Source organism: Sphingopyxis granuli, assembly GCF_001559015.1.
Taxonomy (GTDB): Bacteria; Pseudomonadota; Alphaproteobacteria; order Sphingomonadales; family Sphingomonadaceae; genus Sphingopyxis; species Sphingopyxis granuli.
Genome location: NZ_CP012199.1, coordinates 2,158,418 through 2,170,745, shown reverse-complemented (window position 1 = coordinate 2,170,745; position 12,328 = coordinate 2,158,418). Strand labels below are relative to the sequence as shown.

The 12,328-nt window shown below is 67.6% G+C and carries 12 protein-coding genes; 5 read left to right on the top strand and 7 right to left on the bottom strand.

Going from position 1 to position 12,328, the window contains the following annotated elements:
- Window positions 1–57: 57 nt before the first annotated feature.
- Both SGRAN_RS10025 and SGRAN_RS10020 read right to left on the bottom strand, forming a co-directional pair.
- The gene (locus SGRAN_RS10025; RefSeq protein ID WP_067183192.1) at window positions 58–1,050 is read right to left on the bottom strand and encodes a hypothetical protein; all 993 of its coding nucleotides are present in this window, start codon (window positions 1,048–1,050) and stop codon (window positions 58–60) included.
- A gap of 101 nt (window positions 1,051–1,151) precedes the next feature.
- Window positions 1,152–2,708 (bottom strand): VWA domain-containing protein, encoded by a 1,557-nt coding sequence (locus tag SGRAN_RS10020; RefSeq protein ID WP_237234005.1) that lies wholly within the window; start codon window positions 2,706–2,708, stop codon window positions 1,152–1,154.
- A 203-nt stretch (window positions 2,709–2,911) separates the two neighbouring features.
- Here SGRAN_RS10020 and SGRAN_RS21705 point away from each other — a divergent pair, with 203 nt between their 5' ends.
- Window positions 2,912–3,892 (top strand): 2OG-Fe(II) oxygenase, encoded by a 981-nt coding sequence (locus SGRAN_RS21705; RefSeq protein ID WP_082737190.1) that lies wholly within the window; start codon window positions 2,912–2,914, stop codon window positions 3,890–3,892.
- Here the strand turns inward: SGRAN_RS21705 and dprA are convergent.
- Together dprA and plsY are read right to left on the bottom strand one after the other, a co-directional pair.
- Complete coding sequence (gene dprA / locus SGRAN_RS10010; protein ID WP_067183184.1) at window positions 3,889–4,971, bottom strand: DNA-processing protein DprA; 1,083 nt, start codon at window positions 4,969–4,971, stop codon at window positions 3,889–3,891. The two genes, SGRAN_RS21705 and dprA, sit on opposite strands and share 4 nt — an antisense overlap.
- Window positions 4,968–5,588: a glycerol-3-phosphate 1-O-acyltransferase PlsY gene (plsY, locus tag SGRAN_RS10005; RefSeq protein ID WP_067183181.1), complete on the bottom strand. Its 621-nt coding sequence runs from the start codon at window positions 5,586–5,588 to the stop codon at window positions 4,968–4,970. The genes dprA and plsY overlap by 4 nt, the downstream gene beginning before the upstream one ends.
- Window positions 5,589–5,733: 145 nt before the next feature.
- Here plsY and murI point away from each other — a divergent pair, with 145 nt between their 5' ends.
- The 3 genes from murI to SGRAN_RS09990 all read left to right on the top strand — a co-directional run bounded on the left by murI (window position 5,734) and on the right by SGRAN_RS09990 (window position 8,569).
- Complete coding sequence (murI, locus tag SGRAN_RS10000) at window positions 5,734–6,555, top strand: glutamate racemase (protein ID WP_067183179.1); 822 nt, start codon at window positions 5,734–5,736, stop codon at window positions 6,553–6,555.
- A 101-nt stretch (window positions 6,556–6,656) separates the two neighbouring features.
- Window positions 6,657–7,883 (top strand): 5-aminolevulinate synthase, encoded by a 1,227-nt coding sequence (gene hemA, locus SGRAN_RS09995; RefSeq protein WP_404950414.1) that lies wholly within the window; start codon window positions 6,657–6,659, stop codon window positions 7,881–7,883.
- A complete protein-coding gene (locus SGRAN_RS09990) occupies window positions 7,880–8,569 on the top strand; it encodes a nitroreductase (RefSeq protein WP_067183177.1) in 690 nt (229 codons plus the stop codon). Before hemA ends, SGRAN_RS09990 begins: the two co-directional genes overlap by 4 nt.
- Window positions 8,570–8,850: 281 nt before the next feature.
- On the opposite strand, the gene SGRAN_RS09985 is transcribed toward SGRAN_RS09990, so the two are convergent.
- The 3 genes from SGRAN_RS09985 to SGRAN_RS09975 all read right to left on the bottom strand — a co-directional run bounded on the left by SGRAN_RS09985 (window position 8,851) and on the right by SGRAN_RS09975 (window position 11,052).
- Complete coding sequence (locus SGRAN_RS09985; protein ID WP_067183174.1) at window positions 8,851–9,462, bottom strand: GNAT family N-acetyltransferase; 612 nt, start codon at window positions 9,460–9,462, stop codon at window positions 8,851–8,853.
- 59 nt (window positions 9,463–9,521) lie between these two features.
- Window positions 9,522–9,983 carry a hypothetical protein gene (locus SGRAN_RS09980; RefSeq protein WP_237234003.1) on the bottom strand — a complete coding sequence of 154 codons (462 nt, stop codon included), beginning with the start codon at window positions 9,981–9,983 and terminating at the stop codon, window positions 9,522–9,524.
- Between the two features lie 79 nt (window positions 9,984–10,062).
- The gene (locus SGRAN_RS09975) at window positions 10,063–11,052 is read right to left on the bottom strand and encodes a threonine ammonia-lyase (protein ID WP_067183171.1); all 990 of its coding nucleotides are present in this window, start codon (window positions 11,050–11,052) and stop codon (window positions 10,063–10,065) included.
- A gap of 64 nt (window positions 11,053–11,116) precedes the next feature.
- Here SGRAN_RS09975 and SGRAN_RS09970 point away from each other — a divergent pair, with 64 nt between their 5' ends.
- Entirely contained in the window at window positions 11,117–12,325 is a 1,209-nt protein-coding gene (locus tag SGRAN_RS09970; protein ID WP_067183169.1) for a saccharopine dehydrogenase family protein, read from the top strand.
- The last annotated feature ends 3 nt before the right edge of the window (window positions 12,326–12,328 follow it).

The following is a 12,328-nucleotide window of genomic DNA, read 5'->3' as shown; positions in this document are numbered from 1 at the left end:
TCGCGGTGTCGCACAAGGCTGCCGGCGGTCCCCGTCTTCGCGGGGCGACGGTGGGGATCAGCGCAAGGCGCCCAGCCGCCCGATCAGCATCTCGCTCGCCAGGCTTGCCGCCTTGGCCGCACCCTCTTCATAGGCGCCGGGCTTTGCCGCGAATTCGAACTTGCGCGTCTTGCCGAAGCGCAGCCCGCCCAGCCCGGCGACCGCCGCGAGGCCGCCAGCAACGTTGGCGCCCGATTGCAGCGCCTTGTCCGCGCCGCTGGTCGCATCGTCCTTTTCGATGAAATCGCCCTCGACCGCGACGGGGGCCTTGACGGTGATGACCGACTGCTTGCCGCTCGGCGCGATCAGCGTCAGGCGCGAATAGTCGGCCGCGACCGACAGGCCGCTGTTGACCTGAATGCCGCCGAAGCTGAAGGCGCCGGGACGCTTCTGGTTCGAAAAGTCGATCAGATAGACGACGTCGATCACGCCGACCCCCGCCTGTTTCGCATAGTTGGCGAAGGCCATGCCGGTCTGGCCAGCGGCCATATTGATGCCGATGCTGCTCATTCCCGATCCCAGGAAGTCGCCGGGGATCATCAGCAGCGACGGCAGGTCATTGGGCTTGAAATAGGTTGCCTTGCCCTTGCTGCCCTTTTCGAGCGCGATATTGATGTCGAGCGGCACGTCCTGCGATTTGCTCCTGGCGAGCGCCGCATGGCCGAACAGGTCGGCGGGCGTCTGGACGGCGTAGCCGCTTGCGGTCAGTTGCGCCACGAAATCGGCATAGGCCGCATCGGCGATCGTCTGCATCATCGCCGGCGTCACCCCGACCAGTTCGCTCTTCGCCTTGGTGGTGCCGCCGAAGGCGCCCATCAAGCCGCCGCTCGCCTGCGTCTGGTCGATCGATTCGAAGATGAAGCCGACGTTGAACGCGCCGATCGCCACTGTGCCGACGCCCTTCGCATTGGCGGGCCCCGAAATCTTGACCGGTTCCTGGTCCCTGGCGATGGCGGCGGCGGGCTGGGCCAGCAGCGCCGCGACGGCGAGCGCCGACAACAATTTCCTCATGGGTCGTTCCTCCGCACCCCGCGACCGCCCGGCGGTGCGAGATGTTCGCGAAGCAACCCACGATCCCGCGCATCCGCCAGATGCGAGGGCGTGTCAATCGCTTACTGATTGTCCCACCGGAAGCTCGCGGGCAGGCGGCATTTGCCGGCATCGTAATCGCCGACGCTGCGGATCACCTCGCTGCGTTCGGGCTCGATGCGGCGGCCGCTGATCTGGCTGTCGATCACGCGGCGGACGAGCGCGTCGAGCCGGGTGACGAGATAGCAATCGATCGCCGGCGGCGCATGCGGATTGCCGACGCCGCTGTCGTCGGTCAGGAACAGATAGCGCGACTGGGTCGCCGCGGCCATCGCGCGCATCGCATATTCGGCCTTGTCGGCGACGCCCGACGCGGCGACCGGGGTGATGTGGATCCGCTTCGCGCGCGCGGTTTCCGCTGCCTGCCACGTCCGCCCGAAGCGATCGTCATGCGGCGGCGCGTCGGCGACGAGCAACAGCGACTTCACCGCATCGGGGCGCCAGTCCTGCCCGACCGCGCGGATCAGCGCCTGGTCCATCGCTTCGGGATAATCGCCGCCGCCGCTCGCATATTGCTGCGCGAGCCGTCCCTGCGCCGCGCCGATGTCGCGGTCGAAGGCAAAGCTGCGGGTGACGTAATCGTCGCCCTCGTCGCGATAGAAGACGAAGCCGACACGGATATCGAGGTCGCGATGCCTGGCGGTGATCGCGGCGATGATCGAACGCAGTTCGGCCTGCAGATACCGGATCTCGTCGCCCATGCTGCCCGTGGTGTCGACGACGAGCATCAGGTCGAGCTTCGTCGCCTTCGCCGCCGTCCGGTCCGCGGTGAGGCCGACGAGCTGGCCGCCGGCCGCCGCCGACACCAGCACCGGGCGCGCGTCGGCGATCGCCCGGCCCGCCTGGCGCGCGGACACGGTGATCCGCTCGCTCAGCCGGTCGAGGCCAGGAAAGAAGACCACGCTGCCATCGGCCTGCGTCGCCATGGTGATGCTGTTGCCGTCGCTGCACGTCACGACGACGTCGGCGAAGGGAATCGGCTGGCCGTTGCGGTCGGCGACCCGAACCGTCACCACGCGCATCGTGTCGACGCGCGGCAGGGCGCGCACCTCCTGCCCCAGGTCGCTGCGATTGACATAGGCGGCGTAGAGTTCGGGATTGAGCAGGTCGTCATGCTCGCCCGCGGTCAGGATGCCCGACTGGGGCTGCGGCTGCGGCCAGGGCCGCGGCGATGGCGGGTAGCGGGAGGCGTCGGACGATCCGGATGCCGCGCTCTCGGCCGTCCGCGACGCATCGCCCGCAGCGCGCGCACCCGTCACCGCGACAGCGTCCGCCGCCATGGGCGCCATCGCCGGCGGCGGTGGCGGAGGCGGCGGCGGGGGAGGAGGAGCTGGTGGCGGCGGTGGCTCGGCAGACATCGCACGGTCGCGTCCGGAGCCGCCACGGGATTTGAGCGGGCGGTCGGGCCGCTGCTGCCCCGCCTCGGTCTCCGCAGGCAGGCGCGGGAGCGGGTCGGCGGTGCGGCAAAAACCCTGCTGCCCCGTCACGGGCTTCGCGGCGGCACTCGCCGCCGGAAGCGGTGCCGGCCCGGCAGCGAGCAGCCCCGCCATCGTTACGCCCGTCAGCAAGCGACTCCGCATCATCCCTCTCCCCACCATGTGATACAATATCATCAACCTGTCGGTGGAGCGCTGAACCATGGCTTAACCAGGATATCCAAGGCAGTCGAACTTTGGATTTTCATGCGCGTATTAGCGACGACACTCTTCGGCAGCGGCAAGTGCGTTCATAGGGGTTGCGCGCCCTCTGTTTTTCGCCAAACTGATGCGCTAGAAGCCTTGTTATGGCGACGCAACAGCAAAACTCCTCCCCTCACCCCGCGATTGCGCAAGCGGCAGCGTTGGCAAATGCCGGACGCGGCGAGGAAGCCATGTTCCTAGTCCGTCAGCTTGCAGCGCATGGGCATCCGGATGGCCTGTTCGTGCTTGGCCGCCATCTCTGGAGCGGTGGCCTCGTCACCTCTGATCCTGTTGCAGCACGCGAACAATTCGATCGTGCAGCGCGCGCAGGGCATGGCCCTGCGCGAATCCTGAGCACGAATCTACTTGCCAGCGGCATCGCCGGCCCACGCAACTGGCTCACGGCGCTGAGCCGGATGTCGGACGAGAGAGCAATTGATCCGCGTCGCAAGCTTCAGATTGAGTTGCTCTCTAGAATGACATTGAATTCCGCTGGTCAGCCTGAACGGCTACGTAAACCAGAGCGATTGTCGGATTTACCCGACGCTCAGCTTTTTCCCGGCTTTGCTACCGCCGCCGAATGCGCATACTTGCTTGAGCTCGGCAGCCGCAACTACCGACCGGCAGAGATCAATGATGGCCGCGGCGGCACGCGCCTCGATCCAATTCGCAACAGCGACGAGTTTACCATTCATTGGCTAATCGAAGATCCAGTGGTTCATGCGATCAATCGCCGGATCGCGGCAGTGGCTGCAAGCGAGGCCGATCGTGGCGAGGCCATGCAATTGCTGCGCTATCGTCCCGGTCAGCGCTACCGCGCTCACTATGATTACAATCCGGGTCTAGACAATCAACGAGAGCTCACTGCGCTCATCTATCTGAATCACGATTACAAAGGTGGTGAGACAAGCTTTATCAAGACGGCACTGAAAGTTAAAGGACGCAAGGGCGACCTGCTGTTGTTCCGCAATACATTGTCCGATGGATCTGTCGATCCAATGTCCGAGCATGAGGGATCGTCGATTATCAGCGGCACCAAATATTTGGCCTCGCGCTGGATCCGTGAGCGGCGTTTCGCGCCCTAGGCGACGCTGACCCGGGCGCCGGCGTGGCGTTCCAGCCGGCCCGCCAGTTCGAGTTCGAGCAGCACGAGCTGCACCGCCGCCGCCGGGCGGCCCGACTGGCGCACCAGTTCGTCGATGGCGACCGGGGTGGCGCCGAGCAGGCTGGCGATGGCGCCGCGATCGCCCTCCGCCACCTGCGGCCCGGTCGATGCGACATCGCGAAGCGGTGGTGCCGCGCGCGTCATGCGGGCGTCGATCGGCCCGAGCGCCTCGACCACGTCGTCGGCATTCTGGACCAGCGTCGCGCCTTCGCGGATCAGCAGGTTGCACCCTTGCGCACGCGGGTCGAGCGGCGAGCCGGGAACGGCCATCACTTCGCGCCCATAGTCGCCGGCGCGGCGCGCGGTGATCAGCGAGCCCGATCGGGGCGCCGCCTCGATCACCACCGTTCCCTGCGCCAGCCCGGCGATGATCCGGTTGCGCGCCGGAAAGTGGCGTGCGAGCGGCTCGGTACCCGGCGGCTGTTCCGTCATCAGCAGATGGTCGGTCGCGATCCGGTCCTGCAAGGCGGCATTCTCGGTCGGGAAGGCGATGTCGATACCGCTCGCGATCACCGCCGCAGTCGCGCCGCCCAGCGCGCCGACATGTGCCGCAGTGTCGACCCCGCGCGCCAGCCCGCTGACCACGGTGACACCGCGCGCCGCAAGATCGGCGGCGAGCTGGCGCGCAAAGCGGCAGGCCGCGGCGGAGGCGTTGCGCGCACCGACGATCGCGACGCAGGGACGATGGAGCATCGCGCCGTCGCCACGCACGATCAGCACCGGCGGCGCGCTTTCCACCTCGCGGAGCAAGGGCGAATAATCGGCTTCGTCGCTGAAGACATGGCGCGCGCCGAGCGCCGAAACGCGGGCGACCTCGCGCTCGGCGACTTCGGCCGGGGCGATGCGCGGCTTTCCGCCGCCGCGCAGCGCGAGGTCGGGGAGCGCCGCAAGTGCGGCTTCGCCCGACCCGAAGCGCTGCATCAGCTGGTGCCAGCTCACCGGGCCGACGTGCGGCGTGCGGATCAGCCGCAGCCGCGCCAGCCGTTCGGCATCGGTCACGCGGCCGCGTCCGGCTCGGGCGCGCCCTTCCCCGCCCCGATGCGGGGTTCGGTCCCCGCGCGCAGCCGGGCGATATTCTCACGATGCCGCCACAGCAGGATCGCCGCCAGCCCGGCCAGCCCGACGGCATAGACCGGATAGCCGAGGACGAGCGCCGCGACGGGCGCCGCGACCGCTCCCGCCATGCCGCCGAGCGAAGAGATGCGGAGCAGCAGCACGGCGCCGAGCCAGAAGGCGGCGAAGACGAGCCCGATCGGCCAGGCGAGCGCGAGCGACACGCCGAGCAGCGTCGCCACCCCCTTGCCGCCGCGAAAGCGCAGCCAGACGGGATAGCAATGACCGATCATCGCCGCGGCGCCCGCGATCATCGCGCCATGATCGCCGAGGCCGGGCACGAAATGCCGTGCGAGCAACACCGCCACCGCACCCTTCGCACCGTCGAGCAGCAGCGTCGCCGCCGCGAGTCCCTTGCGCCCGGTCCGCAGCACGTTGGTGGCGCCGATGTTGCCCGACCCGATCCGCCGGAGGTCGCCCGCGCCGAACGCGCGCGTCAGCAGGACACCGAAGGGGATGGAGCCGAGCAGGTAGCCGGCGGCGATCAGCAGATAGACGGTCATCTCGGTCCCCCAGAGTTCTTCGGCCGCACTGTGCAGCCAATGCGCCCGGCGATCAACGGATTCGGATCGGGTGACTGCCAAAACGGACCAACGTCGCCGCTGCGAAAGCCGTTCGGCGCGAAGCGATTGAGCGCGACGCGCGCGCCTGCTAGGCGCCGGTCATGCCCCCCCCTACCTCGACGCCCCGATCCTCTTCTTCGACAGCGGTCTCGGCGGATTGACCGTGCTCGCCGCGACACGCGCCCTGCTGCCGAACGCGCCCTTCGTCTATGCCGCCGACTATGCCGGCCTGCCCTATGGGCGGAAAAGCGACGAGGAGCTTGCGGCGCGCGTTCCCGCGCTGCTCGGTCGGCTCGTCGAACGCTTTCAGCCGCGGCTGGCCGTGATCGCCTGCAACACGGCTTCCACGATTGCGCTTTCGCATGTCCGCGCCGCGCTCGACCTGCCGATCGTCGGCACCGTCCCCGCCATCAAGCCCGCCGCCGCGCTGACCCATAGCGGCGTCATCGGCGTGCTCGGTACCGAGGCGACGGTACGCCAGCCCTATGTCGACAACCTCAGCGCGCGCTTCGCCGCAGGCAAGACGGTGCTGCGCCACGGCAGCCCCGAACTGGTGACGGCGGCGGAGGCGCGGCTGCGCGGCGAGACGGTCGATCCGGCGGTGGTGGCGCGCGCGATCGCGGGCCTGACCGATCAGCCCGGCGGCGAGGCGATGGACGTCATCGTGCTCGCCTGCACGCATTTCCCGCTGCTGCTCGGCGAACTGCGCACCGCGGCGGGCCCCGGCGTGCAGTTGATCGACGGCGCGTCGGGCATCGCGCGGCGCGTCGCCCAGCTGACCGCGGGGCAGGACTGGCCCGCCACGCCGACTCCAGGCCTTGCCGCCTTCACCCGCAGCGACGCGATTCCGCCGCCGCCGCTCGCCGCGCTGCGTCCTTATGGCATTGGGCGGACTGAGACAATTTGACCCATGCTTGCGAATCGTTCGCACTGGCCTTCGCGGAAAATCGACGCTATTGCCCCGTCCGTTCGTCGCCGGAGGGGGCGGCGCACCCGAAGCTGCGGGGCATGCAAGTGAACTACGACGATATTTTCGCCCGAGCCATCGACCGGCTGCACGAGGAAGGCCGCTACCGCGTCTTCATCGACATCCTGCGCAACAAGGGCGCCTTTCCCAACGCGCGCTGCTTTGCCGGGCACAACGGACCGAAACCGATCACCGTCTGGTGCTCGAACGACTATCTGTCGATGGGCCAGCACCCGAAGGTCGTCGCCGCGATGGAGGAAGCGCTGCACGACGTCGGCGCGGGTGCCGGCGGTACGCGCAACATCGCGGGCAACACCCATTATCATATCGATCTGGAGGCCGAACTCGCCGACCTGCACGGCAAGGAAGGCGCGCTGCTCTTCACCTCGGGCTATATCTCGAACGAGGCGACGCTCGGCACGCTGGGCAAGCTGCTGCCGGGCTGCATCATCTATTCGGACGAGCTCAACCACGCCTCGATGATCGCGGGCATCCGCAATTCGGGCTGCGAAAAGCGCGTGTGGCGCCACAACGACCTCGACCATCTCGAGGAACTGCTCGCGGCCGACGATCCGCAGGCGGCCAAGGTCATCGCGTTCGAGAGCGTCTATTCGATGGACGGCGACATCGCGCCGATCCACGCGATCTGCGATCTTGCAGAGAAGTACAATGCGCTCACCTATTGCGACGAGGTCCACGCGGTCGGCATGTACGGCCCGCGCGGCGGCGGCATCACCGACCGCGACGAGTGCGCTTCGCGTGTCGACATCATCGAAGGCACGCTCGGCAAGGCGTTCGGCGTGATGGGCGGCTATATCGCCGCCGACCGGAATATCATCGACGTCATCCGCAGCTATGCGCCCGGCTTCATCTTCACCACCAGCCTGTCGCCGGTGCTGGTCGCCGGGGTACTCGCGGCGGTCCGCCACCTCAAGCAGTCGAGCGTCGAGCGCGACGCGCAGCAGGCGGCGGCGGCCTATCTCAAGCAGAGCTTCCGCGACGCGGGCCTGCCGGTGATGGATTCGACGACGCACATCGTGCCGCTGATGGTCGGCGACCCGGTGCGCGCCAAGAAGATCAGCGACATATTGCTCGCCGAATATGGCGTCTACGTCCAGCCGATCAATTTCCCGACCGTGCCGCGCGGCACCGAACGGCTGCGCTTCACGCCCGGCCCGACGCACGACGAGGCGATGATGCGCGACCTGACCACGGCGCTGGTCGAAATCTGGGATCGGCTCGAACTGGAATTCCAGAAGGCGGCGTGACGGGCGCATTGCCCTATGACGAGGTGGTCCGCGGTCGCCGGTCGATCCGCGGCTTCCTCGACAAGCCGGTTCCACGCGCGCTGATCGCCGAGATCATCGAGGTCGCGATGCGCGCGCCCTCCTCCTTCAACAACCAGTGCTGGAATTTCTCGGTCGTCACCGGCGCACCGCTCGACGCGATCCGCCGCGGCAATAGCGAGGGCATCTTGGCCGGCAAGCCCGACAGCCGCGAATTCCGCCGCTTCGACCGGGTCGTCGACGCGCACCGCGCGCGCCAGATCGAAATCGCCAAGCAATTGTTCGGCGCGATGGGAATCGCGCGCGACGATCGGGACGCGCGGCAGGACTGGGTGCTGCGCGGTTTCCGCCAGTTCGACGCGCCGGTGAGCGTCGTCGTCACCTATGATCGCGCGCTGCTCGGCAGCGACATCGCCCCCTTCGACTGCGGGGCGGTGACCAACGCGCTGGTCAACGCCGCCTGGTCGCGCGGGCTGGGCTGCGTCATCAACAGCCAGGGGATCATGCAAAGCCCCGTGGTGCGCGAACATGCGCATATCCCCGACGATCAGGTCATCATGATCTGCGTCGCCATGGGCTGGCCCGACGAGACATTTCCGGCCAACGCCGTCGTGTCGAACCGCAAGAGCGTCGACGAGGCCGTCCGCTTCGTCGGCTTCGACGACTAGGACGGATCGACATTCAGAAGATGGCGAGCCGAAAATGGTGGATTTTCGGGACCCGGAGCGCAGCGTGCTGACGGCACGTGAGCACCGGAAGCGCGAAAAGCCGCCATTTGCAGGCCGCCAGAGCTGAATGTCGATCCGTCCTAGGGCGTTCATGTTTGGATGAACCATGCCGCGTCCCCGCGCAGGCGGGGACCCGGAGCGATGTCGCGCCAACCTTGGCTCGTCCCACTCTGGGCTCCCGCCTGCGCGGGTGCACTCGGCTTCTCAAGCCGAAACGACGCTCAGGCCGCCGGGCGCATCATTCCCCAGAAATGCGGTCCGCCGCCGGGCACGTCCCATTCGACCTGCGCGACGAACCCCAGCCGCTCGTAAAGCGGCACGTTGTGCGGCGTCGCGGTTTCCAGCCAGCAGGGCAGCCTCTCGGCATCGGCCCTTGCGGTCTGCGCGCGGATGATCCGCCCGCCGTGCCCCTTGCCCTGATGCGTGGGACGCACGCCGACATAATGGAGATACCAGAAGCGCCCCGGCGGTCGGTGCGCGTCGATGCTTCCCTGCACTTTCAGACCACGCGGCAGCGCGGCGCCGAAGGCCGCGACGAGCGGAAGCACGGTGCGCAGAAATTCGAGGCTGCCGCTGTGAGCACGGCCCGGCGCCCGCCACAACGAAGCCGATTCGTCATCCGCCCCGCGCAACGCGACGCCCGCACGCATGTCGGCGGGAACGAGGGCGCGGAACAGGCCGCGCAACGCGCGGGCGCGGCGGTCGGGTTCGGGCAATATCCACGACAAGGCGGGATCGGTCTGAAACGCCTGCGCCAGCGTTTCGACCAGGGCAGGCCGATCGTCGTCGCATGCCTCGAGGATTTGGTCCGTCCGGTTCGCACGATTCGTCATTGCGAGCGGAGCGAAGCAATCCGGAGCGGTTTACGCAAGCTCCGGATTGCCGCGGCGCCTCAATCGCGACAATAACCCTCGCCCTGCTTGACGATCAGGCATTGCTGCTTGCCGGCCAGATATTTGAGCCCGGTTTCGTCGCCGTTGCCGCGATGGAGCGACAGTTGCTCGCCGCCGCGCCGGAACTGGATGCCATGCTCGCTGTCCTGCCCGTCATAGGTCCCCTTGGTGTCGAGGTCGGACTGCATCTCCAGCTTGTATTTGCCGGGCTCGGCGGCCGGGGTGATCGTCACATACATGCCCTCGACCCCGGTCCATTTGCCCGCCCAGCTTGCGAAGCGGTGCGACGCGGTCGCCGGATCGGTCCCTGCATCGGGCGTCGTGGTGTCGATGGGCGGCACGGTTTCGACCGGGACCTCGGTGGTGTCGGTAGGCGCCAGGGCCGGCGCCTCCGCCTTTTCGCAGCCGGCGAGCAGCGCCAGCGCCACCGGGGCCGCGAGGATCAGGCTCATCTTCATCATGCGTCTCCTTCCACCGGCCCAACGCATCGCGCGGCATAAGTTTCCGCCCGGGATGCGCTGCGGGCCCTTGGAAGGCCCGTCAGCCCGCCAGTATCTCCGCATATTTCTGCGGATCGACATTGCCGCCCGACAGCGTGATCAGCGTTGCCGCGCCCGGCGTCACCTTGCCCGCGAGCACCGCCGCCAGCGCCGCCGCACCGCCGGGTTCGACGACAAGGTGCAGCTTTTCGAAGGCGACGCGCATCGCGTGGCGCACCTCTTCGCGCGTGACCACAACTCCGCGCACGCCGCGCGCCTGCAACACCGCGAAATTGATCGGCCATGTCTCGGGCGTCTGGAGCGCATCGCATTCGGTCGGATAGCTCATGTCCGCGACCGACAGGATTTCGCCGGCGGCCAGGCTGCGCGTCACATCGTCCCACCCTTCGGGCTCCACGGCGAAAATATCCGCGCCGCCGCAGGCAAGCGCGAGCCCGGCCGACAATCCGCCCCCGCCGCAGCAGGCGACGACCGTGTCGGGCCCGGCGATGCCGCGCGCCCGCATCTGCGCGGTCGCCTCGATCCCGGCGCTCCCCTGCCCCTCGATGATCCACGGGTCGCCATAGGCGTGCACCAGCGTTCCCCCGCGCTCCGCGATCAGCGCCGCCGCCACCGCATCGCGCGATTCGGTGACGCGGTCATAGAGCACGACCTCCGCCCCCAGCGCGCGCGTCGCCGCCAGCTTCATCTGCGGCGCATTGCTCGGCATGACGATCGTCGCCCTGATCCCTAGCCGTTTCGCCGCCCAGGCGACGCCCTGCGCATGGTTGCCGCTCGACACGCCGACGACGCCGGCCGCCGCCTCTTCCGGAGTCAGGTCGCTCAGCCGGTGCCACGCCCCGCGAATCTTGAAGGCGCCCACTGGCTGGAAGCATTCGGCCTTGCACCAGAGCGTCGCGCCGTCGACCTCCAGCGGCAACAGCGGGGTCGGCGGCAGGATGGCGGCGACCTTCGCCGCGGCGCGCTCGACGCCGGCGAGCGTCGGGGCGCGCGCGGGGTCGCGCAGGGGATCGGGGCTTTGCTGTGTCATGGCTTCGTCCTATAGGGCGCGGCATGGATGACAAGCGGCGACACGCCGCGCAGGAGATTTTTCGATGAGCAAGGTTCTGGTGATCGGCGCCGGCGGCGTCGGTTCGGTCGCGGTGCACAAGATGGCGATGAACGCCGACATCTTCCCGTCCATCACGCTGGCGAGCCGCCGCCAGTTCAAGTGCGACGCAATCGCCGAGTCGGTGAAGGCGCGCACCGGAGTGACCATCGCGACGGCAGAGGTCGACGCCGACGACATCGACGCGACCGCGGCGCTGATCCGTCAGGTCGGTGCGACGCATGTCGTCAACCTCGCGCTTCCCTACCAGGATCTCACGATCATGGAGGCGTGCCTGAAGACCGGCGCGCATTATCTCGACACCGCCAATTACGAACCGCGCGACGAAGCGAAGTTCGAATATCACTGGCAATGGGCCTATCAGGACCGCTTCAAGGACGCCGGGCTGATGGCGCTGCTCGGTTCGGGATTCGATCCCGGCGTGACGAGCGTCTTCACCACCTGGCTGAAGAAGCATCATTTCGAGCGCATCGACACGCTCGACATCCTCGACTGCAACGGCGGCGATCACGGCCAGCATTTCGCGACCAATTTCAATCCCGAGATCAATATCCGCGAGGTGACCGCGGTCGCGCGCCACTGGGAAAACGGCGACTGGGTCGAAACCCCGCCGATGTCGGTCAAGCAGAACTTCGACTTCGAAGGCGTCGGGCCGAAGACCATGTACCTGATGTATCACGAGGAAATCGAAAGCCTGAAGACGCACCTGCCGGAGATCGGGCGCATCCGTTTCTGGATGACCTTCGGCGACGCCTATATCCAGCATCTGACCGTGCTCCAGAACGTCGGCATGACGCGCATCGACCCGGTGATCTACGAAGGGCGCGAGATCGTCCCGCTGCAATTCCTGAAGGCGGTGCTCCCCGAACCGTCGAGCCTGGGCGAGACGACCAAGGGCAAGACCAACATCGGCGTCATCGCGACCGGCCTCGGCCGCGACGGCAAGGAAAAGACTCTCTATCTCTACAATATCTGCGACCATGAGGACGCCTATGCCGAGACCGGCAACCAGGCGGTCAGCTACACGACCGGCGTCCCGGCGATGATCGGCACCGCGATGATGGTGACGGGCACCTGGTCCGGAAAGGGCGTGTTCAACATGGAGCAAATGGATCCCGATCCCTTCATGGACATGCTGAACAGGCACGGCCTGCCGTGGCAGGTGAAGGAACTGGATGCGCCGCTGGAGTTCTGAGGC